The sequence below is a fragment of the Streptomyces sp. NPDC051563 genome, assembly GCF_044454225.1.
Taxonomy (GTDB): Bacteria; Actinomycetota; Actinomycetes; order Streptomycetales; family Streptomycetaceae; genus Streptomyces.
This window is the reverse complement of the sequence record NZ_JBITDL010000020.1, coordinates 1-20,561: the sequence shown is the minus strand read 5'-3', so window position 1 is coordinate 20,561 and position 20,561 is coordinate 1. Positions and strand designations below refer to the sequence as shown.

18 protein-coding genes and 2 pseudogenes are annotated in these 20,561 nt (G+C 69.7%); 8 read left to right on the top strand and 12 right to left on the bottom strand.

The annotated features are described in order from the left end of the window. Positions 1-61: 61 nt before the first annotated feature. Positions 62-311, bottom strand: a pseudogene (locus ACIA8F_RS23960) (LysR family transcriptional regulator); the annotation flags it as partial. Positions 312-787: 476 nt separating this feature from the next. Here ACIA8F_RS23960 and ACIA8F_RS23955 point away from each other — a divergent pair. Then, entirely contained in the window at positions 788-1,099 is a 312-nt protein-coding gene (locus ACIA8F_RS23955) for a helix-turn-helix domain-containing protein (RefSeq protein ID WP_399381653.1), read from the top strand. Between the two features lie 307 nt (positions 1,100-1,406). Then, the gene (locus ACIA8F_RS23950) at positions 1,407-1,541 is read left to right on the top strand and encodes a hypothetical protein (RefSeq protein ID WP_399381651.1); all 135 of its coding nucleotides are present in this window, start codon (positions 1,407-1,409) and stop codon (positions 1,539-1,541) included. Between the two features lie 231 nt (positions 1,542-1,772). Here ACIA8F_RS23950 and ACIA8F_RS23945 read toward each other — a convergent pair whose 3' ends face one another. From ACIA8F_RS23945 to ACIA8F_RS23930, 4 genes are all read right to left on the bottom strand, one after another. Beyond that, positions 1,773-2,165 (bottom strand): hypothetical protein, encoded by a 393-nt coding sequence (locus ACIA8F_RS23945; RefSeq protein ID WP_399381650.1) that lies wholly within the window; start codon positions 2,163-2,165, stop codon positions 1,773-1,775. Then, the gene (locus ACIA8F_RS23940) at positions 2,158-3,021 is read right to left on the bottom strand and encodes a heavy metal-binding domain-containing protein (RefSeq protein ID WP_399381649.1); all 864 of its coding nucleotides are present in this window, start codon (positions 3,019-3,021) and stop codon (positions 2,158-2,160) included. Before ACIA8F_RS23940 ends, ACIA8F_RS23945 begins: the two co-directional genes overlap by 8 nt. A gap of 1 nt (position 3,022) precedes the next feature. Beyond that, complete coding sequence (locus ACIA8F_RS23935) at positions 3,023-3,175, bottom strand: hypothetical protein (RefSeq protein ID WP_399381648.1); 153 nt, start codon at positions 3,173-3,175, stop codon at positions 3,023-3,025. A gap of 213 nt (positions 3,176-3,388) precedes the next feature. Beyond that, the gene (locus ACIA8F_RS23930; RefSeq protein WP_399381647.1) at positions 3,389-3,901 is read right to left on the bottom strand and encodes a heavy metal-binding domain-containing protein; all 513 of its coding nucleotides are present in this window, start codon (positions 3,899-3,901) and stop codon (positions 3,389-3,391) included. 654 nt (positions 3,902-4,555) lie between these two features. Between ACIA8F_RS23930 and ACIA8F_RS23925 the strand changes: the two genes are divergently transcribed. After that, positions 4,556-4,702: a hypothetical protein gene (locus ACIA8F_RS23925; RefSeq protein WP_399381645.1), complete on the top strand. Its 147-nt coding sequence runs from the start codon at positions 4,556-4,558 to the stop codon at positions 4,700-4,702. Between the two features lie 315 nt (positions 4,703-5,017). Here ACIA8F_RS23925 and ACIA8F_RS23920 read toward each other — a convergent pair whose 3' ends face one another. The 3 genes from ACIA8F_RS23920 to ACIA8F_RS23910 all read right to left on the bottom strand — a co-directional run bounded on the left by ACIA8F_RS23920 (position 5,018) and on the right by ACIA8F_RS23910 (position 6,749). Continuing rightward, the gene (locus ACIA8F_RS23920) at positions 5,018-5,296 is read right to left on the bottom strand and encodes a DUF6959 family protein (protein WP_399381643.1); all 279 of its coding nucleotides are present in this window, start codon (positions 5,294-5,296) and stop codon (positions 5,018-5,020) included. A 57-nt stretch (positions 5,297-5,353) separates the two neighbouring features. Continuing rightward, positions 5,354-5,782, bottom strand: a complete 429-nt coding sequence (locus tag ACIA8F_RS23915) for a hypothetical protein (RefSeq protein WP_399381642.1) — start codon at positions 5,780-5,782, stop codon at positions 5,354-5,356. Between the two features lie 319 nt (positions 5,783-6,101). Beyond that, positions 6,102-6,749, bottom strand: coding sequence for an SMI1/KNR4 family protein (locus ACIA8F_RS23910; RefSeq protein ID WP_399381639.1), 648 nt, complete (start codon positions 6,747-6,749; stop codon positions 6,102-6,104). Positions 6,750-7,278: 529 nt separating this feature from the next. On the opposite strand from ACIA8F_RS23910, the gene ACIA8F_RS23905 reads away from it, so the two are divergent. Together ACIA8F_RS23905 and ACIA8F_RS23900 are read left to right on the top strand one after the other, a co-directional pair. Further along, positions 7,279-7,983, top strand: coding sequence for a hypothetical protein (locus ACIA8F_RS23905; protein WP_399381636.1), 705 nt, complete (start codon positions 7,279-7,281; stop codon positions 7,981-7,983). Between the two features lie 96 nt (positions 7,984-8,079). Then, entirely contained in the window at positions 8,080-8,478 is a 399-nt protein-coding gene (locus ACIA8F_RS23900; RefSeq protein WP_399381634.1) for a hypothetical protein, read from the top strand. 485 nt (positions 8,479-8,963) lie between these two features. Here the strand turns inward: ACIA8F_RS23900 and ACIA8F_RS23895 are convergent, their stop codons facing one another. Further along, complete coding sequence (locus ACIA8F_RS23895; protein ID WP_399381631.1) at positions 8,964-11,228, bottom strand: helix-turn-helix domain-containing protein; 2,265 nt, start codon at positions 11,226-11,228, stop codon at positions 8,964-8,966. Positions 11,229-11,795: 567 nt separating this feature from the next. Between ACIA8F_RS23895 and ACIA8F_RS23890 the strand changes: the two genes are divergently transcribed. Then, a complete protein-coding gene (locus tag ACIA8F_RS23890) occupies positions 11,796-12,587 on the top strand; it encodes a ribosome-inactivating family protein (protein WP_399381628.1) in 792 nt (263 codons plus the stop codon). 626 nt (positions 12,588-13,213) lie between these two features. On the opposite strand, the pseudogene ACIA8F_RS23885 reads toward ACIA8F_RS23890, so the two are convergent. Further along, a pseudogene (locus tag ACIA8F_RS23885) lies at positions 13,214-14,601 on the bottom strand (Helicase associated domain protein); the annotation flags it as partial. Between the two features lie 270 nt (positions 14,602-14,871). On the opposite strand from ACIA8F_RS23885, the gene ACIA8F_RS23880 reads away from it, so the two are divergent. Then, complete coding sequence (locus tag ACIA8F_RS23880; protein ID WP_399381627.1) at positions 14,872-16,260, top strand: hypothetical protein; 1,389 nt, start codon at positions 14,872-14,874, stop codon at positions 16,258-16,260. 415 nt (positions 16,261-16,675) lie between these two features. Here ACIA8F_RS23880 and ACIA8F_RS23875 read toward each other — a convergent pair whose 3' ends face one another. Together ACIA8F_RS23875 and ACIA8F_RS23870 are read right to left on the bottom strand one after the other, a co-directional pair. After that, complete coding sequence (locus tag ACIA8F_RS23875; protein WP_399381625.1) at positions 16,676-17,293, bottom strand: hypothetical protein; 618 nt, start codon at positions 17,291-17,293, stop codon at positions 16,676-16,678. A 687-nt stretch (positions 17,294-17,980) separates the two neighbouring features. After that, positions 17,981-18,304 carry a TnsA-like heteromeric transposase endonuclease subunit gene (locus ACIA8F_RS23870; RefSeq protein WP_399381623.1) on the bottom strand — a complete coding sequence of 108 codons (324 nt, stop codon included), beginning with the start codon at positions 18,302-18,304 and terminating at the stop codon, positions 17,981-17,983. A 1,584-nt stretch (positions 18,305-19,888) separates the two neighbouring features. On the opposite strand from ACIA8F_RS23870, the gene ACIA8F_RS23865 reads away from it, so the two are divergent. Then, a complete protein-coding gene (locus ACIA8F_RS23865; protein ID WP_399381620.1) occupies positions 19,889-20,263 on the top strand; it encodes an ankyrin repeat domain-containing protein in 375 nt (124 codons plus the stop codon). Positions 20,264-20,561: the final 298 nt, after the last annotated feature.

Sequence of the window (20,561 nt, the reverse complement as noted above, 5' to 3'; positions counted from 1 at the left end):
CGGTTCACGGCCTGTCCGCGGTCCACCCGCGGCCGGCCCCGCGGCGAGCTGCTCCCGATACTCAGCGGCGCTGACGGTAGGCATCCGTCGCGGCGTCGATGAAGGACCGGAGCAAAGGGTGGTGTCGCCCTCGTTCCACGCCACCACCACGCGGCTCGGCGCATGTCGGCCAGCGGCACCACAACCAGCTCCGCGGACAGGTCGCGTCCCAGCGGCGCCAGCCCGACCGTGCCGTTCCACAGCACCGCCTGCACGCATTCCTGGACGGCACGCACCACGGGCCCCTCGCGCGGCCTGCCGCCGTTCCAATGGGGCCGGGGCGACAGGCCGCACGCACGCTGGTCCGCCGGGCGTCGGCGGTGACGCGGTGCTTGCCGTCGAGCAGGTGCAGGCCTTGGTCGAGGATGTACGGGTCGCCCTGCAGCTCGTTCGCCCAGTCGACCGGACGGCCCCTGTGATCCAGGCGCTCCGCCCCGGGCGGTAACCCGAAGATCAGCCCGCCCGGGCGGCCGGTGGCCTCGAGGTGAAGGCCGCCATCGGACGGGGTGACGGCGGTGATCTTGTCGGCCCTAATCCGTACGCGGCCGGCGAGCAGCCACACCCGCGAGCGTCCCGCCCTCACGGCTGCGCCTGCTCGGCGGTCGGCCAGGGGGCGGCGGTGCTGTCCATGCAGCCACCATCCCAGGACCGCCGGGTGCGCGGCGGGAGTTCGGGAAGGAGTACCTCTGGAGGTTCCCGTCCGGCTAGGCTGTATGTAATCAATGCATGTTTGATGGGAGTTGCCCATATGGTGAGTTCGGAAGCGCTCCTGCGGCTCACGGTGGCTGCCCTGATGTATGCGACGGGGGAGTCGCAGGCCGACCTCGGCCGGGGGTTGGGGCTGAGTCAGGGGCAGGTGTCCCGGAAGCAGTCCGGGGGGAGCGGGGGTTCCTCGTGGACCCTGGCGGACCTCGACCGGCTGTCGGCGCACTACGGCATCCCAGTCTCTGACCTGTTCTGCGGGGTGGATCATGCGGTGAAGTGCCTGCCGGTCCGCCGGCGGGCCGACACGATCGGCGGCCTTCAGACCACCATCACCGTCGACACCCCGCAGCGCTGACCCGCACGCCATCGAGACCCTGAAGTAGGCCGGTTCGTTTGGATCACTTCCGCTGACCGAGGCTGTCGTTGATGATGTCCGTGTGGCTCCCCGCATCAGCGCTCTGATCTCGGCCTTCGGCGTCCTTGTCAGCGTGATGCTGCTCGTTCTTGGCGTTCGTCAGTACCGCTCTGGGGCTTCGGTCCTCTGGCTCGTCACTGGAGCCGTGATCTTCCTCAGCGCCTTGCACACGCTCGTGCGGGACGTACGGCGGCTCCGCACTGGGCCGACTGCCTGACGAGTAGCACCGTTCCAGCCAGTCCCGCCGATGTTCCTGCTAACGGCCCCGACGGATCCCGACCAGGGGACCTGCACTGCCCGTTTCGCGGTCCCGGACGGCGGTTGGTGGCAGAGCGAGCAGGACCTCGGGCACGGCGCCGACGCCCACGGCAGCGGGGAGTGAGGCTGGACCGACGAAAATCCGCACGCCCTCCCCGTGCGGGTCCAGTAGAAGCCCCCGCTGGCGGCCCCGCCGGGTCCCGCCCCCTGGACGCCCCAAGGGGGCTGATGCTTTGGGCTGGACCTCGGGCTCGGCTGGGGGGTGTCGGACCGGTGGGCATATGCCATGGTGTGGATCTGAGGCATGGCGCTCGGACCACGGAGATCGGGGACGGCGGGCCCGGGCCGGTAGTGGTCAGGACAGGTAGCGCTCGATGGCCTCGCGGGCGCGTGCGTTTGAGGCTGCAGCTTCGGCCAGGCACCGGGCGAGAGCATCGATCCACTCGTCAAGGCCGACGGGGCGCCGCGAGAGCACGATGCCCCTCACCTCGTGGCGGATCTCCCCAGCCATCCGGCCCCGATCCATCCGCAGCGAGAGCCGTTGCTCCCCGAGCGCGACGTCGAGTTCCGCGACTGGACCTTCGCGCCCGGCCACCCGTTCCGCGAGGGAACGCCTGCGCTTGACCCGTACGGTGCCGGGCGGCAGGGAGTCCGCCAGGTTCGCCGACAGCACGTTGACGTAGAGGTTCAGGTCCGCGCTGTCCCGGCGCAGCGCGGCGGCCAGCAGTTCCACGTCCCGCTCAGGCATCGAGGCTCAGCACCATGGTCGGCCGGTCGATGACGTGGTCGTCGCGCAGCGGGCGCACCGCAGTCCCGATGGCGAAGAACTCGGTGGTGTGCGATCCCCAGCTGTGCGAGTGCTGCCTCAGCTGGACCGCCACGATCCCCTCGGCGTCCAGGGCCTTTCCCTCCGCCTGCATGCGGCTCATCGCCAGCTCGCGCGCGTCGTAGAGCGCCTGGGTGAACGTCTCGATCTCGACGTTGCGGCCCGTGGTGCTCAGCGCTTGGGTGAATCGCTGGTGCGCCACGTGGTAGACGCAGGACCCCATGACCAGGTCCAACGGCGCGTATCCGGCCCGGATCAGCGTCCAGAAGTCCTGGCCGGACAGGTCCGAGGTGAACGGCTTGCCCTTGTTGTTGCGCCAGGTGCCGCCCGGTCCCGGGTCCGCACCGTCCCCCTTCACCGCCGTGCCGACCGCGATGAACTCGGCGATGTCCGAGCCGAACTCCTTGAACTCGATGTCCAGCCGCACCCCCACGACCCCGTCCGCACCCAGGGCGCTCGCCTCGGCCTCCATCCGGCTCATCGCCAGATCACGCGCGTGGTACATGGCCTGGGACAGCTTGGTCAGCTCCTGGTTCTTCGACCACCTGCCGAGCTGCACGCCGACGTGGTAGACCGAGGAACCCAGGACCAGGCCGAGTGGGCGGAAACCGGCCTCGCGCACCAGCAGGAACTCGTTCACCGTCAGGTCCGAGGTGAAGAACGAGCTTTTCTCTCCCGGCTGGAGCTGCGCGAGCCGCCGCATCGCCTCCTCGGGGAGTCCCTCGGCGGCCGCCTGCGCGGCTCCCCTGGCCGGTTCCCGCCCCGTTGTCTCAGTCATGTCAGCCCTCGCGCTCCAGTCTCATGATGGTCAGTGGCCTGGGTCCGGCGGGCCGCCCGGAGCGGCCGAACCGGGCGATGGAGGTGCCTACGAAGACCGCCTCCGCGCTGAAGTCGCGCGCGTACCCGAAGCTGGGGCACTCGCTCTCACGCACCCTCAACTCCACGTCGTCGACGACTACTCCGTCGGCGCCGTGCTTCGCGGCATCGAGGGCCAGCTGTTTCCGGGCGTCCTGGCGGACGTGGCTGATCAGCTGGGTGTAGCCGTCGACCTCCTGGTTCCCGGCAGTCCAGCGGACCCGGCGGGAGGTGCCCCAGTCGTCGTGGCGGGCGTCGAGGGCGATACCGAAGACGAGTCCGGTGGGAACCTACCCCGCGTACAGGAGCTTGGCGAAGTCCTGGCCGCTCAGATGCGAGGTGAAAGGCGCACGCGGCCGGACGCGCGAGTGGGCCCGCACCGCGGTGCCCAGCGCGGTGAACTCCAGCGCCCCTTCCGAGAACCCGGCCTCGCGTACCCGCAGCTCCACCCCGACGATCCCGTCGCCGCCGAGCGCACGGCACTCGGCCACCGCGCGGGCCAGCGCCACCCTGCGCGCCTCGTACATCGTCCTCACCAACTGCGAGAAGGACGAAGCCCACGCCGAGGACGGCACCTTCTTGCCGCCCGTGACCGACCATGCCCCCGGGCAGCCCCAGAGACCGGTGTACCCGATGGTGAAGACTGCCGTACCGAGCACCTGCCCGACCGGCTCGAACCCAACGCCCTGGACCGCCGCGAACTCCCCGGCAGTCAGGCCCGACTCCCAGGTACCGCCGGCCCGGGGCTTTGCCGCCGCACCGGCAGCGCCCCCCGGCAGACCGACGCCTCGTTGATGTGTCATGGGCTCCTGTGCCATCGGCCTCTCGGCTGACCGCGCGGATCGCGTCGCCCCCTGCGGCAGCGTATGCCATCGGCCAGGTGAGCGAAAAACGGTGATCCCGAGCTCCAACGGATCCTGCTGGCACGACCCTTGGAGGCGGCCTTGTCACCGTCGGGAGTCGCCAGGCGGAGACGGTATCGCCACCCGAACCGGCTGGCCGGGCGAGCGTGAGCCCCGAGAATGACCGGATGCCCGGACAGCACCAATGTGCCGACGTACCGGGTGAGACTGGTGGTGCGGCAGACGACCTCGTAGCCGCATTCGTCCAGGACTGTGACCGAGGTGAACCAGGCCGGGTCGTCCTCGTCGGGCTGGACGACGACAAAGGTGATGTCCGCGCCGCGCGGAACACGGGGACGCAGCCGACCCGGTTATGGAGCAGCACCTCAGCGGCGAAATCCTCTGGGCGGGACCGCGCATCCGATGAGTACGCCTGGCGGCACGCCAACAGCCGGCCATGCCCAGGGGCGGGGCGAGCTGTCCAGTGTGGGCGCAGCCCAGTGCGGAGCGCCACCGCAGGCGCCCTTGACCGCTCGGCGCGGCCCGCACACTCCACGAGCGGGCGGCGCAGATCTCCGTTTCCGGCAAGCTGACCGACATGCTGGAGACCTGCCCATGACCGACAAGCCCACCAACAACACCCCGCAGCCCGACCAGAGCGCAGTCCCGGACGGGTCGGTCCCGCTGACCGCCCACGTGAAGGCCGGCCCCGGCGGCGCGATGACCGACGAGGTCGGCGTCATCACCGGCGACGTGACCTGACCACCGAGCCCGGCCCGGACCGGACTGCCACGGTCTGGATCCAGTACACGGATGCGGAGGAGTGGTACACCCTCACTGGCAGCCCTGCCCCGCTCCCACCCGGCGGTCTCGCCGCGTTCCACAAGCTCGTGGTGGAGGCCGTGGAAGCCGGAGGCGCTGCAGAGGTCCCCGCAACCACTTCGTGACAACTCGCCTGCGATGCAGTCGGGCTCGATACTGCTCGCCGCCGTCGACGCGGAACTGACCGACCTGCTCGGAGAACGGGCAGGCACCGGCACTAGGCGTGAACCAGGTCTGCAGTCAGCCACGATGGGATCAGGGGGCCTGCGAGAAGGGGATGGGAATGTCGTGTGCCTGCAGGGCCGCCGTGTAGCGGGCCAGTAGCCCGTCGAGGCTGGAGAGTAGGTAGGCCGCCTCCTCGCGGGCTTCAGCGATGTCGTCCTGGTCGCAGGCCTCTACGATCCGGGCGACGTCGTCACGCATGACCGAAAGGGAGTCGCCCTGGATCAACACGCCCGGGAATCTACGCGGGGGCAGCCGGACTACCGCGTCGTTACTCGCGTCCGTGAACAGCTCGACCTCTATACGTTCCATCCGGCCATCCAACCGCACGGTGACGGCCGGCCACGGCGCGCATGTCTCCGGCCTCGCTTACCTGCCGGCCACAGAGTCCCCAAGGACCTCCGCACCGGCCTGCTGGGCCAGCCACTGCGCCCGGGGGAGGTTCCCGAGGTTGGACAGGTGCACGAACACCGTGTGCTCGTCTGCGGGTAGCTCCCAGTCGATATCGAGGCTGTTGAATGCGACTTCGACTGCCTCGTGCTTCACGTTCGCCAGGAGATCGTGCTCTGGTCCGTCTGGCCAGCTGCCGGCCCAGTAGATCGAGGCGGGGCCGCAGCCCAGGGCCTGAACGAAGAGGTCCTCCAGCTCGTCATCCACCGGCGTGTCCACGTCCACACGGAACGGCAGCAACGGCGCGAGCTCGGAGGAGTCCCTGGGCAACGTGTCCGCCCGGTACTCGTGAGTCCACTGGTGCGGGTCGAAGGGCGCGTCTCGTGGGCTGTAGACGGCCTTGGGCAAGACCCCCACCATCCTCCACACGTCCTCGGCTCTCTGCAGGTCAGCGGTCAGCTCGACAAGCGAACCCCCCCCTGTCCATCAGCGAGCGCAGACGCCGTGCCAGCGCGAGCGCGTCCACCGCGCTCGCACTCCTGAACAGGGGATACGCCCTGGAGTCACCCATGACCGCCACATTGCCACACCCACCCAACACCGCACCCGTCTCCTTCGGATCTTGCCGGGCGGCGCGGGGCCCGGCCGTCGGCGGCCCTGGGTGTTCCTCAGGTTGCCGACGTCGCGCCGTTGTCCGGGGCCGGGCTTACTGCGGACCGCTGCTGTGTCATGACCGATGGAAAGTTCGGTCATCGCGCAGCGGTATGTAGTCCCAGTCCAGCCTCTGCGCCTCGTCCACTACGGGCATGTGGTCGTCGAGGGGCTGGCTGTTCTCGAGCGACGTGGCGATCGTCTCCATGAGTACCGGCAGGGACGTCCACATCTCGTGTGACCTACGCGTGGCACCCTCCGTTGACTCAGTGAAGTGGATGCGCCCCCGGTCGATCTCGGGACGGTGGTCCACTACGAGGCAACCCCCGCCGACCTCCCGTGCGATGGGGATCAACTGCGGATGCCCGAAGAGGATGCGGCTGGACCCGCTCCTCATGAAGTCGTAGTCCACCTCCTCCTCTCCTTTCTCGTCCGCCTCAAGTTTGTCGTACCACTGGCCGAGGAAACGCCACTCGGCCGATATCTCGCGTGCACTCAGCAGTCCATCGAACCCTGGCACCAGAGAGGACCGCCCGTCGAGGAGACCGTCGTGCCGTAGCAGCGACATCCTCAAGGGCTTCAGCAGGGGCCTGCTGATGGCGTGTTCGAGTGCGGCGATGTCCGACGGATCTGCCGGCGGCGCGAGCGCGGCGTAGGTCGCCGGGGCGTGCTCGGCCAGCCAGTTCTCGATGCGCGTCCACGACCCACTGATCGGTGCTGTCATGGCACGGCATCCTGCCACCCGGTACTGACAGCCACCGGGGACCGGTCTGTGGCCGCGCCCCCGATACAACCGACCGGGTCCGTCCCTGGGCCGTGCGAGGGGACTCCAAGATGATGCGACGACTGACGGTGGCCGTGCCAAGCGGCTCTGATCCACTTCTCTGTGGTGTAGCGGACCGTCGAGGCGAACGCGGCGGCCATCAAAGCCGCGGGCACCGACCGGTGGGCCGACCAGCTCCGTCGGGCGATGCCTGAAGGGATCGTTCGCGACGTGATCCTCGCCTCCCCGGCCTGGCCCGACATTGCCGCCGCCATGGACCACCTCCACAACCAGGGCGTCGACGTGACCCGCTGCTCACCGACGCACACGCCGCCGGGGTCGGCGTCGACCAGGCGGTGGTCGCCGTCCTCGCCGCGGCGCCCGCATGCGCCGCGGCGCCCGCGCCCGCTGCTGCGCCCGCGCCCACCGCTGCAGTGGCGCCGGGGCCGGGTGAGGTCCCGGCCGCGCGCACGGCCGAAGCCCACGACCCGTGGGCGCCGCCGCCGGCTTCGGCGAAGGCACCTGCGTCCGGGCCCGCCCCGGCACCCGCGCCCGCCCCGGCTGCCCCCGCCCCGGTGCCCGCGCCCGCCCCGGCTGCCTCCGCTCCGGCTCCGGCTCGGGCTCCGCTGCGGTGGCGGTGGTGGTGGTGTCCGAGGACGCGCGCCGCTACTGGGGCCCGCTGACCGAAGGCCTGGCTCTCCCCGCCGACCTCGACCTCGACCTTGACCTCGGCGTACGGGACAGGGCCCTGGACCAGCTCGGGGTCCGTCCGTCCGTGCACGCGCGGATCGTCCCTACGGTCAAGGACGTTCTGGGCGAGCGCGACGGCAGGCTCCTGGTGGGTGTCCGTCCGTGGCCGCTGCTGGCGGCCCGTATGCAGCAGATTGGCGAAGCCCACGGCCCGGCAGCGGTCGCCGAACGTCTGGCCCGTCTCACCGGCGACGAGTCCTGGCGTACGGGTCCGCCCGGCGAGTACGCGCGCCGCATGGTCCTGTCCACCCACCAGGCCCTCACCACACCCCCGGGCACGCCCCTGGTGGCCGCGCCCCCGGTCTCGGCGGCCGCCGCTCGCTCCCGCTCCACCACCACCCTGGCCGCCGCCCCCGGCACTGCAGGCGCCGCCCCGGACGGGCCGGCCATGTCCGCGCACCGTCAGCAGGCCGCGCCCGCCCGGAAGTCGGGTCGGGGCAGGTAGCCGTTCCCAGATCCGGGAACGATGCCGTCCCGGAGGCTCCATCGTTCCCATATAGGGGAATCGCGCAGGTCACAGGAGGGGATAGGCGGGGTGGTCATGTCGGGCAGGCGGCGCCGGGTCGCGCACGGGACGCTCACGGGTGTCCTCCTGCAGAGCTGCGCCGGGTGGGTGTTGTGGTCCGGGTACACGGATGCGGGGCTGGTCCTGTCGCTGATGGCCGGCGCCGTGGTCGTGAACAGCCTGTGGCGCTCGGGCACCTGGGACCGCACCCCGTCGCCTGCTCCCGGCGGCGTACCGGGCCGGGCGTGTTCGGCGGGGGCGAAGGCGGATCGGGAGCGGTCGATGCGGCTGCTGAAGGCGATCGACGAAGCCGCCGATGACCCCGCCGGGCAGCGGGGGGAGCTGTCGGAGTTCGAGCGGATCGTCCTCTATGGGGTGGCCGAGCTGCCGGGCCGGGAGTATCCGCCGCCGGGGCACGGCTTCCCGAGGGCGTGAAACGGGCGCCGGATCGGGCGACTGGCGACCCCTTCGGCTACGAGCGGGGCAGAGCCTTCATGCTGCTGACCTGCTGGATGTCACAACTGGGGTGTTCTCGCGCCCTGTTGCTACACGGTTGCCTTGATGGCGGTGCCGTAAGCGAAGGGACACAGGGGTGGATCCGGTTGTGGCAGGGGCGGTGGGCACCGACCGCTGACGGGCAGAAAGGCACGGGCACGCGGTCACGACACCCCGCCCCGCGCACAAGGCCGGCGAGGCCGGGGCACCGTCCACCTGCCGGTCATGAAAGCGTCCACCCTCGCCACCACCCCGCGACGACGGGCGGTATCCGGCATACGGCTGACGTCGGCATCCCCACTGAGGCAGAGGTCCCCCCGACTTTCGCCGCCGGACCCTGCAGAGGTGGTGCGCTCGCTGACACGAAGGTGGCGCCTGGCCTTGCTGTACTGACACAGGGTGGCGGTCGGCCGTGTCGGGCGCTGTCACGAAGCCGGTGCCTCGCAGGTGAGTCGTGCGAGTGCCGTGTCGTAGCGTGCCCGGACCTCCGCTCCCGGCGCCGCGCGCAGGAGGGCAGCGAGGGCTCGTACCGCGCCGTCGTCGTAGCCGGCGGCCTCCGCTTCCCGGGCGGCGCGGTCGAGCTCGGTGATGCCGTCGGCGCGGTCGCCGAGTCCGAGCAGTGCTTCGCCCTTGATGATGAGCAGCAGGATGTGGGGGATGTCGGTGGTGTCGGGGCAGTAGTCGAAGTCCAGGGCGTGGTTGGCGGTGGTGAGGGCTTGCTGCCAGTGGCCGGCGTCGGCTTGGTGGCGGGCGAGGTGCTGGGTGGCGAGGCGTTCGATCCTGCGGTCGCCGCTGTGGCGGGCCAGGTCGGCTGCACGGTCGCAGCTCTTCGCTGCCTGGTCGAGGTGGCCGAGGGCGGCTTGGGCCATGGCGAGCACGATCAGGGCGTTGGCTTCGGCGAATGCGTCGTCTGCGCGGGTGGCGAGCGCGTGGGCGGCTTCCAGGTGGACGAGTGCCTCGGGGGTGCGGTCTTCTTCGGTGAGGACCCAGCCGAGCATGTTGCGGACCCGGGCCTCGCCGTACTCGTCGGCGTCGGCCCGGGTGGCTGCCAGCGCGGTTTCCAGAAGGGGGGCCCAGACGTCCCGGACCCGCCACACGATCAGTGGCCACATCGTCATGACGATGCGCCAGGTCCGCTCGTGCAGGCGGGCGGTGTCTGCGGCAGCGACCGCCTGGGTGAGGTTGTCGCGCTCGGCGGTGAACCAGGCCACGGCCGCGGCCCGGTCGCCGAACTGGCGCACCGCGGCGGGCGGGTGGAAGCCGGCCGGGAAGGGGAAGCAGTCCTCCGAGCCGGGCTCGGCCGCCTCGACGGCGGCGATCGCGGTGGCGGTGTAGTGGTCGAGTACGCGCGCGAGGGTGTCGGGGTGGGCGTTCAGGCTGCGGGCGAAGAGCCGCACCAGGTCGTGCATCGTCCACCGGCCGGGCACCGTCTCGTTCACCAGGTGCGCTTCGGCGAGGCGGTCCAGGGCCGTCTCCGCGTCGGCCGGGTCGGTGGCGGCCAGGGCCGCGGCGGCGTACCGGTCGACGTGGCTGCCGGGGTGGCGGCCGAGGGCGGCGAACAGAGCGCGGGCATGCTCGGGGAGCTGGCGTAGGGTGAGGCGGAGTGCGGCCCGGACGCCGGTGTCCTCCAGCTCGAGAAGGCCAAGGCGGCGTGTCTCGTCGGCGAGTTCGACGGCCATCTCGGTCAGGGTCCGGTCGGGGCGGGTGGCGAGGCGGGCGGCCACCACGCGCAGGGCCAGCGGCAGGCCGCCGCACAGCTCGCCCAGCTCCTGTGCGGCGGCTGGCTCGGCATGCACCCGATCGGTGCCGAGGACCTGGGCCAGGAGCGCGGTGGCGTCCTGGGAGGTGAGGACGTCGACGGCCAAGGGACGGGCGGCGTCGGTGACGATCAGCCCTTCGAGGCGGTGGCGGCTGGTGACGACGGTGACGCAGCGGTCGCCGCCGGCCAGGAGCGGGCGGACCTGGTCGGAGTCGCGGGCGTTGTCGAGGACGACCAGTAGCTGCCGGTCGGCGGCCAGGGAGCGGAACAGCGCGGCTGCGGCGTGCTCCGACTCCGGTATCCGCTCGGGCGCAATACCGAGGGCGAGCAGGAACTCGCGCAGCACCTCGGCCGGGGACGGCTCGCCCATATCGCTGAAACCGCGCAGATCGGCGTAGAGGCGGCCGTCGGCCAGGCCAGCCGGGTCGTGGCGGGCCCAGTGCAGGACCAGAGCGGTCTTGCCGACCCCGGCGGGCCCCACCACCAGGCACACCGGGGCCTCGCCCGCGCTGGCCCGGGTGAGCGCGGCCAGCTCGCCGGCCCGGCCGTGGAAACCGCGCGGCACGCGCGGCAGCAGGTCCGGTGCGCTGGCGTTCACAGTGGCCTCCGATGCCAGGGCGGGCACCGGGACGTCCGGCGACGGCCTGAGCGGTGGCGCTGTGGCGTCCGTGGTGCGGATGGGGCGAGCCCGGCCCGCGCTCGCGGCCACCTCCAGCTCCCGGGCGCCGGCCGCATCCAGGCCCAGCGCCTTCGCCAACGCCTGCACGGTACGGCGCTGCGGCCCCCGGGAGCGGCCCTTCTCCAGGTAGGACAGGCCCCGCACACTCACCCCGGCCGCGTGCGCCAGGTCCTCCTGGCTGAGCCCGGCCCGACGGCGCAGGGCATGCAGCAGCGTACCGAAGGAGTAGTCGGCCGGTGTGGTCGAGGCCATGCTGATGATCTTCCTGTGTTCGACGTGGCCCCGCCGAACCGCGACCCCAACCGGCAAAAGTATGCGCCACCTAGTTGTGCCAGTGAAATTGCCTGGTCCACGCCCATCCGCCCGGGTTGGATTGAAGCCTGAGGAAGACGGCCCCGGAGCCACCCGGAAGCCCACGTCCCACCGATCCGCCCCGCCCGCCGGGACACGAGGGGCCCGGGGCGGCGGCCGCTTCCTCTCCATCCGTCCCGCGAGGACGCCCCTGCCCCGACGCAGCGGCAGGCGCTCGCGCGGGGTCCCCGCCGTACGGCCCACACCCGTACGGAACAGCCTTCAGGAGCCAACACCCGATGCGCCTGCATCCGACATCCACCATGCGCCGACCCGGACGGCAGCTCACGGTCCTGCTGCTCGCCCTGGTGTCCGCCTGCAGCGTGCTCTTCGGGGCCGCCGCCCCCAAGGCCAACGCCGAGGTCCCCGAGAGCCAGCGAGTCACCACAATCGACTGGCACATGGACGGGTACCAGGGGGGCAGACCTAAGCCAACAGGCGTATCGCGCCTATGCCTACTACACCAGCATGGTGAATGCGCTGCGCAACGCCGCCGGCCACCAGATGGAAGGTGTCAGCAACAGCCCGGGGTACATGGACACCCCGAGGCGGACCAACAGCAACCGTGTCATCCGGGTCCTGGTCTGGACCCCCGAGGCGGACGGCGAGCGCGCGCACCTCGCGCTGTACTTCAACGTCGACAACCTCTACTTCCTGGGCTTCTCGGCCCGGGGCCAGCACTACCGCATCGTCCCCCGCCCCAACCAGGCAGACCGCGCGTACACCAACCACCTGCCGGAGGCAGTCCGCCTCGTCTCCGACCCCGTCCCGCAGAACGTCCCCCTGTTCAACCAGATCACCGGCGACGGCAGCTACGCGCAGATGTCGGCCCCCGATGATTGGCGGGGGGCCCAGCGCTACGACCGGACGACGATGTACGAGCAGGTGCAGAACCTCACCAACGCCACGCCGGACAGCCGCAACTCCACCACGGTGAACCGGGCCATGGCCTACATCATCGGCGCCACTGCCGAGGCCGCCCGCTTCGGCTGGATCCAGGAACGCGTCGCCATGGGCATCTACGCCAGCGGTGACCGTAGCCAGCCGGGCTCGCCAGCCCACATCGGCGCCTTCGGCACCGGGCTCGAACTCAACTGGAGCAACATGGCCCGCATGGCGCACAACACCGCGGCCGGCCGCGCTGACCGGGGTGTGACGATCGACGGGCGCTACTACGGCAACGTGACCGAGATCGGGAACCCCACCAATGGTCAGCCCCGCCTGACCCCCTTCCTCGCCCTGTACGCCAGCGGACGCTAACCCTCTGCCCCGCCTTCGGCCGGGCCCGGTCCATCACGGACCGGGCCCGGCCGGTCGCATGCGCTCCCATGCCCGCGAGCGAGCAGACGCCTCGCACCTTCAACGCCCGCCCGACGGCGGAACGCCCCAAACAAACCGAGACGCCGCAGGGCGTCAGCCGTATGACCAAGCACAGAAGCGAACGGAGCGCCCACTGCCTCATGTGCCTCAACGGATCAGATGGCCGCTGATCTGCGATGGTTTGCACTCAACCCCAGATAACGATGGCGCCCGGGGCTTCGTTGGGGCACGGCGGGCGGGGCGCCGGCTTAACGCTGCCCAGGTGCCTGGGCAGCATGGGCGAAGTACATGACGATTCCCTTCGCCCTGGCGGCCACCCGCCTGCAACACCAGCTCCCTGGCGCTGCAACACGCTCAGTGCAAACCGCCTCGCGTTGCGCTCTGACCAGGGGGCATGCCCCGGATGGAGGTTGGTGGAGCAGGTGTTGCACCTCGTGTTGCAGGCCCACGCCATGCTCGGGCAGAGCCGCCGGCCGCCGGCAGCGCACGAGGCCCTGGGATGATGCCCAGGGCCTCGCGGTGCACTTCGCTTGAACAGCCTGTTCAACGACCAGCCGCAGCCGGTGTCACGTCCAGTTCACGCCCAGCGCCGCGAGGGCTGCGAGCTGATCGGCGCTGAGCTTGTCCCGCCGCGACTTGGTGTTAGAGACCCACACACCGAGCTTCACGACCACCGGCTGCGCCTCGTCTTCGACCGTGATCTCCTCGCCGTGGGCGCGGGACCGGCCGGTGGGCGCCTTCGCGCTCGACCCACTGCGTGAGGGCTGCCAAGCCCCGCTGGAACGCCTGCTGTGCCTTGCTTGGCCCCTTCGCCCCGGGCATGGCTGCGGGGACGGGAGAGGGCGCCAGGTCGGGCTGTACGCCGAGCTTGGTCAGTCGTTCCTGCTGTTCGGGCAGGAGCCGCGCCCAAGTGGCCGGCTGCTTCTGCTGCTGGAGCCACTTGCCGACGTCGTCGCCGTCGAAGACGACGCCCGGCGCGATGTGGGGCAGGACGCCGTCGGCGTCGACCAGGTCGGCGAGCACGCGGTAGTGCCGTTGCCAGTCCAGTGGCCAGGGGCAGTCCCAGTCCTTGTCGATCGCGGTCAGCTGCGCCGAGCGGGTCGTCGCGGTGTCCTCGTTCTTGCCGAGGCCGTTCTTGGCGCCCTTGCGGCGGAGGTTGGCCATGTGCTGCCCGACGGGCACCATCGCCTCGCCCTCGCCCCAGACCGCGTCCTGCCGGGGCGCTAGGTGCCCCGTGGCCCGCCGGTAGGAGCGGAGAGCGGAGAGCTTGGCCTCCCACGCTTCCTGGCCGGGCTCCCAGACCATCCCGGCCTCCGGCGCGTCCAGCAGGGTCTTGCGCCGCTTCTCCAGATCCCCGGCCCGCAGGGCCTTGCGCTGCTGGTGCACCCACCGCCCGAGGGGGAAGTCCTTGGTGACGCCCGACCTCGACCTCGACGTCGTAGGGGACGGCGTGGACGCCGACGATCTCGTTCTCGGCCCGCCAGCGGATGAGGGCCTGGTTCCTTCGAGCCACACCAGGGACTCGGGCCGGTAGACCCGGGTGCCCAGGAAGGCCGCGATGGTGGCCGTGTCGCGTGGGCTGGAGAAGTGGAGCAGGGCGGATCCGGAGGCAGCCTGAGTGTCGCCGTCCGGCTCTTGGTCCCAGCCGTCGCCCCCGCCGCCGGCCCCGAGGATCTGGCCGTCCTTGTCGCGCTGGACGTGAATCTTGCGCTTGCTGCTGGTGAGCGCGCTGGAGACGAGTCGTTCGTCATGACTGCGGAGCCCTTGGAGGACCGCTACAAGGGGGCGGAAGCCGGCCCTGGCGACCATGCCGCTGGGGTCTTCGTTCGGCTCCAGGGAGACCGGCACGATGATGCGGGCGATCTTGGTGGAGCCGTCCTTGTGGAGGCGGAGCGCCCGGCCCATTCTGGACGATCTCGACCTGGGAGCCGCGAGTGTCGGCGAAGCAGCCAACTCGATGCCCAACCTGTCCGCGAATAGCGCCCTTTGCTGTGTGGTCTTGGCTTCTCCGGATTCGTGGGTGCGGCTCGCTATCTGTGGGTAGGGTTGGCTTCAGCTGAGTCCGGGTCTTCGTTCGTAGCGGAGGCACCAGCTGGCCCATCCACGCTTCTTTCACCGTCCGGGGACACGTTCGTACCGTGTCCACCAGCGGGTCTCCCTGCCGTGTCCGCGAGTGCCACTAGTTTGGCGCGCGCGGAGCACTCTTCCCTCTAGGAGTTCCGCGATGGCTTCATCGCTTTCCGCTGCCCGGGCTATCGACTTCCTGTGCGAACACACGCTAAGCAAGAGCCGGGTGATGGCCCTACTGGCTCACGACAACGGCCCCAGCTCCCTGACCGCTGTCCTGACCTGCAAGGACCCTGACCACGCCTACGAGGCAGCCGGTATCCTCCGCCGAGTCCTCGCCTGCCGCGACGTCAGCACAGTCGAGGATGAGCTGAAGGCCCTTACGGCCGAGATGCCGGACGCCCCGGCCAGCTCGCTGCGCCAAGCCGTCGGCCAGGCCGCGAGCGGTAACTGGAGTGCAGACCCCAGCACGCTGTTCGTAGTGCCGGAACCAGAGCCGGACCCCTCCGAGGACGACCCTGCTAACGGCGCGGTCCGCGGGCCCGCCGGCCACCCGAAGCTGCAGGACCTCCCAGGCAAGGTCGTGCGGATCTCCCACCTCTACGAGTTTCACGTCACGGACGAGGACGCCCTCCTGCGCGCCGCGGTAGCACGTGGATGGGAGCCGTTGCCGGCGTCCGAACTCGGCGATGACGATCCCCGGGATCTGATCGGGGCCGTGATGACCCTCACCGAGGAGCCAGATGTCGCCGGCACCGAGACCCTCGAAGACCAGAGCTCCGCGGAGCTCCTCAACCCCGAAGACGGGGACGAGCTGGCCGACTGGAGCCGGCGACCGATCATCACTCGGTTCACTCACGGATGGCGCCTGCGAGAGCAGCGCACCAGGCCGGCGAGCGAGAGCGAGACCCCGAACTTTGCCGCGCTCTTCGACACACAGGCCTGCCCCTGCAAGGGCGAGGACGAAAACTGCGAGGAGTGCCGATGGCAGCTGACGCCCCGTACGGCTGACCTGCTCCACACGGCGCTAGCAGTCCTCGCGGACCAGGCTTACGACGACGCGGAACGTCTTGGAGACCAGTTCCTGTCGGACGCCGACTCTGCGACGTGGGAAGTCTTTGACCGGCTGCCGCCGCTTACGTGGACGGCCGACCACCGCTGGCGTCGGCGGATGGCACGCGCCTTCGATGACCTGGCCGGGGACCTCGCCAAGGGAAATTGGCCCAATCCCACCTGCACCGCCGAGGAGATGGCCCTGCACCTGGCCATCGAGGACGCTCCGATGTACTTGGAAGACCGGCAGGAGGGAGACGAACACAACTCCCTCCCGGAACACGAGGACGACTACAGCTGGGACAGCTGCTCCGATCTCTTGTTCCAGGACCACGACGTCCTGATGCTCTTCCACGCGAAGTTCGGTGGGATCGAGGACCCGGAGAATCCCACAAACCAGTCCATGGGCATCGGCGACCTCAGGGAAGCAGCCTGGTTCACCGCCTTCGACAACCGCAGCATCAGGGACCCCCGGCGTGGCTTCCGACGGTAGATCACAGGGGGCTGCGCAGCCGGGTACTGCGCAGTTTCGCTGATCCGCGACAAGTGTCGCCGGTCGGTGAATCTGCACAGTCGTCGTGTTTCTGACCTGGTGTTGTGCAGGTTGGTTGAGCGGGTGTGGGCTGGGTGGCTCAATGAGTCTGAGTAGTGCCGGGATGCTCACTCGGTCTGACCTGTGGTGTTTCCGCGCCTGGACGTGGTTGTGCAGGTTGGTTGGGTACTGTGCAGTTCCGCTGGTTGTTGGTATGTGGCGGCTAGTCCCTCGACGGCACCGATGACCAAGGCCACCAGGAACAGGTCGGTATGATCTGCCGGTGCATCATCTGGTGGAACACCAACGGTGCTGACCAACATCTCCGCATGGTCGTGGACGAAGCGAATGTCGCCTGGATCCGGCCGAGCCGACGTTATGACTGCGGGTCAGGCGCGAACCCTTCTCGTACCACGGCCGCGTGGGTCTGACTGGCCAGCCATGTCTTGACCTGGGACCAGGCGGCTTGTTCCTCCGCCTCGGTTCCCCACCACCAGGTGAAGGGCGAGTGGTCGGAGGTCATCTCCTCCGTCCACCTGTTGAGGCTGTCGGCCAGGTGTCGGCGGGCGACGGGGCTCGTCTCCGGCTTCCACAGGGCGAGCCACGGGGAGACCGAGGAGCTCGCGGTCACACAGCTCTCGAACACCTCGGATGCGGCGTTGGGCGGGGACTGTGAGCGCAGGGTCTGCGTCCACCACGCCTCGAGGAAACCGGCCACTGCCCCGGCCTCCTCGCCAGGCCACTGCGACCAGCCTGCAGCGGCCAGTCCACGGGCCATGAGATCGGGCTCGTCCACGCCTTCGGCGAGCACCGTGACGAGCTGCGGTAGGACCCGCCGAATGATCGCGGGCTGGTTAACCCAGTGGAAGGGATCTTTCTGCGCGACCCGACGGACAAGGTCCGCCGGGAGCGGAACGTCCGGTGTCCGTAGGAGCTGGACCTCGCCCGCGTCGAAGCATCGGCCGCAGCCGCTTTCGTCCGCTTGAGCGGTCATACCGCTGAACGTCTTCGCGACCCTCGGCACCGCCGCGGCGAGGACATCGCCACTCAACCACCGGAACGGGGTGAACGTTGGTTGATGCGCCGCTAGCGTTTTCTGCCTGGTACGGGGCGTGGGTGGGGTGGTTGGTAGCCGAGTTTGGTGAGTTCGGTGGGGCCTGGGTCGTAGGGGTTGTGCCGGTAGGGCCACCGGCTTCGGGGGTAGGGGTGGCGGTCGGCTGTGTAGGTGATGCGGTTGGAGAACTGGTCGGGGTAGAGGGCCGGGTTCTCGAGCCAGGGCCGGCCCAGCAGCGTGGCGACGGCGGTGTGGAGGGGGTGGGTGCGCCCGGGGCGTTCGAGGACGTGCAGCGAGCGGGGGTGGTGGGTGAAGAACTGGGCGAGGGCGATGGTCTCGGGGTAGGTGATCGCTTCGCGGGCGAGGGCGTACCAGAGGCGGGGGCGTTTGTTGTTGCCGAGGCAGCTGGTGGTAGACGGCCGGGAGCGTCGCGATCGGGTCCCCGAGCCGGAGCGCGCCCGTGGCCAGTGCGATGGGCACGGGGAATGCCCGCCGCAGGCGTGCGGCGGAGATCCCGACGGAGCAGCGGGGATGCCGGTAGCCCGACAGCCACCGTGCGTTGGCGGTGACCACCGGTTCCGCGGTCACCGCGAACCGGTGCTCCCAGCCTGCTTCCCGAGCACACGCTTAGACTACCTGCGCCCGGCCTTTGAGTCGCTTGGAGGGGCCGCCGCGCCCGGGGCAGTCCACCAGGTGTGTCGAGCCGTCGGCCAGGGCCACGGCCAGGTCAAGGGTGTGGGTGACAAGCCTTCCGTGCTCTTCCCACACGAACTCCACGGGCCGGCTTGCGATGCCCACCACCTGTGGATCCCGGTCGAGCAGCATGACAGCGTCCCGCATCGCTGCGCTTCCGTATCCGATCAGACGGCCGGTGGTCGCGGACCACCACCATCCCGGAGCCAGCAGTCGTCCGCGCCGTAGGGGGAAGCCGCGTACGGTCGGGTAGTCCATGGGCCGGAGCTCCCCGGCTGTGGTCCGCCATGGCAGTTGGGCTATGCCCCCGTCGGGTCCCACGAATCGCCGTTCACATGACGTGGATGCACCCCGCCCCCTCTGTCGGTCCAAGGCAAGGCCGCAGGCAGGCTGCCTTCCCCTTCAGTGGAGAACGGGCCGGCCTATCTGAGCAATGCGCAGGTCCGACGAGCCACACGATGCGGTGAAGAACTGCCAGAGCATCCCGAAGTCTCCTTCAGGCTTTGCTAAGCCCGAGGGGGCACCGTATGCCTGTCGGGGACGACACGCGCGTCGCCGCCTACGAACCGCGGGCGGGGGATGGACTGTGCAGGTTGGTTGAGTACTGCGCAGTTTCGCTGATCGTCGACACCGGTCACGGTCGGCAGGCGCTGCGGACCATGCCTTTGCTTGCAGTCTTAATCCGGTTCCTATTTTGAATCGGTACCTTGTGGCCACATGATCTGGGTTCTGGAAGACTGGGTTCACGGCGCCTCCTGTACGCCGGTTGGGTCAAGAAGTGGTGTGGGTGCCAGCCGCACGCGTGGCATACGAGCGATGTCTTCGCGAACCCGCCGGATTTTGGCCTTGGTTGATGCCCGAGGCCGCCCCCGTCTAGTCACCGCCGGCTCCGGGGGAGAAGTGATCGGTAGGGTCCGGGACATGATCAGCCGTCTGTCGAAGTCTCCCGAGCGCAAGCACGTCATCGCTTTCCTGGCATTGGTGACCCTGGCGGTGGTCGGGTGGTACGGCTTTCAGCCCGTGCCTACTGACTGCGTGGTGTATCACGGGTCGTACGTTCCTCTTGAGGGGAGTAGACCCCCTGCGGAGCAGCTGGAGGGGCTTGAGAGACAGGCTTCCGAAGCCGAGGGATGTCCACGGAAGAGACGCTGGGACACCTGGGGATTCTCGATCTGACCAGCCCCACCGGGGATCCGACAAGGACGGCTGGGGTCACCTCCCGGCGCGGAGCGCGGGAGCTCTGAGGCCGGTGAAGCCGGCCTGCTCGGGTGGAGCGCAGCGGAACCCGAGCCAGTCCGGAGCGAAACTGGAGAGCCCGTAGGCGGGTGGTCTTGGGCCTGGCCTTGGTCGGTACAGTCGAGGCCATGGCTATGGCGAGGTTGCATGCGGTGGAGGCGGACGGGACGTCTCGGGACGACCCTTCAGAGGACCAGTTGCATGACTTGCTGGCTGACATGAGCTTGACTTGGCGGTTCGTGATCGTGCGGCGGCTGGATCTGATGCCTGCCGATCAGCACTACATGCAGGTGTACCTCAACGATGACCTGAGCTATCAAGTGGAGTACCGCGAGGGAGGTCCAGAGGAGCACTTTCAGGCACACATGCCTCGTGAGCATGAGGTTTTCGCAGTGGAGCCCGTTGCGGAGGTACTTCAGGCTTGGGCTTTCGACCGACCGGGTTGGCGTGGAGCCTTGCCCTGGGCCCCTCTCACTGCCTGAGTCCGGACCCTTCTTGTTGACTGGCCTGCGGAGCGGGTCTTGGCCCTGAAGTTCCATCGTTGCCGTTATTGCCTGGTGGCTTGTCTCAGCCTCTCGTAGAGCGCCTTCCTCATGAGGAGTTTGAATGGTTGAGAGCCCTTGGACGCCTGCCCATCAGGCGGTCGAGTCGAGTGACCACGCCACACTGATCCGACTCCTCGACGAAGGCGCTGACGTCGATGAGGTGTGTTGTGGGATGACGCTCCTGGAGCACGCCATTGACCTGGAGGGGGACTCGGCACTTCAGTCCGGGACGCCCGTCGACAGCAGGCTCACGGTGATCCTGCTCGCCTACGGTGCCGATCCGCGACCGCAGCCTCCAGGCACGATGAGCGCGATGGACCTTGCCGACTACTACGGTCACGACATCGCCTACCGCCTCATAGACAGGCTGGCCCTGACTGCTGCCAGCCGTCCGCGGAGCGGGCGGTGGTCCTGGAGGCGAAGCCGGAAGGACTGAGGGGGCGGGAGCGAAGCGGACGCCCAACAGGCCGAGAGCTTGGACTCTGCTGCCAGCCTGGCCCGCAGAGCGGGCCGTGGTCCTGGAGGCGGAGCCGGAAGGACCGGGGTGGGGGAGCGGACCCGCTCAACGGGCCGGAGGCCCGGACCCCGTGGAACGGGGTCACCTCCCGCGCGGAGCGCGGGAGCCTGAGGCTGGCGAAGCCGGCCCGCGCAGGGTGGAGCGCAGCGGAACCCGAAGCAGTCCGGAGCGAAGCGAAGGACCCCGGCCGAAGGCCGGCCATGGCTCGGAGCGAAGC

What these genes read in the sequence shown, in the direction of transcription:
- ACIA8F_RS23870 (WP_399381623.1), bottom strand. Translation starts at nt 18,304, where the DNA reads ATGGACTACCCGACCGTACGCGGCTTCCCCCTACGGCGCGGACGACTG.
- ACIA8F_RS23900 (WP_399381634.1), top strand. Translation starts at nt 8,080, where the DNA reads ATGTCGGGCAGGCGGCGCCGGGTCGCGCACGGGACGCTCACGGGTGTC.
- ACIA8F_RS23865 (WP_399381620.1), top strand. Translation starts at nt 19,889, where the DNA reads ATGGTTGAGAGCCCTTGGACGCCTGCCCATCAGGCGGTCGAGTCGAGT.
- ACIA8F_RS23880 (WP_399381627.1), top strand. Translation starts at nt 14,872, where the DNA reads ATGGCTTCATCGCTTTCCGCTGCCCGGGCTATCGACTTCCTGTGCGAA.
- ACIA8F_RS23950 (WP_399381651.1), top strand. Translation starts at nt 1,407, where the DNA reads ATGTTCCTGCTAACGGCCCCGACGGATCCCGACCAGGGGACCTGCACT.
- ACIA8F_RS23955 (WP_399381653.1), top strand. Translation starts at nt 788, where the DNA reads ATGGTGAGTTCGGAAGCGCTCCTGCGGCTCACGGTGGCTGCCCTGATG.
- ACIA8F_RS23940 (WP_399381649.1), bottom strand. Translation starts at nt 3,021, where the DNA reads ATGACTGAGACAACGGGGCGGGAACCGGCCAGGGGAGCCGCGCAGGCG.
- ACIA8F_RS23930 (WP_399381647.1), bottom strand. Translation starts at nt 3,901, where the DNA reads ATGACACATCAACGAGGCGTCGGTCTGCCGGGGGGCGCTGCCGGTGCG.
- ACIA8F_RS23945 (WP_399381650.1), bottom strand. Translation starts at nt 2,165, where the DNA reads ATGCCTGAGCGGGACGTGGAACTGCTGGCCGCCGCGCTGCGCCGGGAC.
- ACIA8F_RS23920 (WP_399381643.1), bottom strand. Translation starts at nt 5,296, where the DNA reads ATGGAACGTATAGAGGTCGAGCTGTTCACGGACGCGAGTAACGACGCG.
- ACIA8F_RS23895 (WP_399381631.1), bottom strand. Translation starts at nt 11,228, where the DNA reads ATGGCCTCGACCACACCGGCCGACTACTCCTTCGGTACGCTGCTGCAT.
- ACIA8F_RS23875 (WP_399381625.1), bottom strand. Translation starts at nt 17,293, where the DNA reads ATGACCGCTCAAGCGGACGAAAGCGGCTGCGGCCGATGCTTCGACGCG.
- ACIA8F_RS23890 (WP_399381628.1), top strand. Translation starts at nt 11,796, where the DNA reads ATGGTGAATGCGCTGCGCAACGCCGCCGGCCACCAGATGGAAGGTGTC.
- ACIA8F_RS23910 (WP_399381639.1), bottom strand. Translation starts at nt 6,749, where the DNA reads ATGACAGCACCGATCAGTGGGTCGTGGACGCGCATCGAGAACTGGCTG.
- ACIA8F_RS23925 (WP_399381645.1), top strand. Translation starts at nt 4,556, where the DNA reads ATGACCGACAAGCCCACCAACAACACCCCGCAGCCCGACCAGAGCGCA.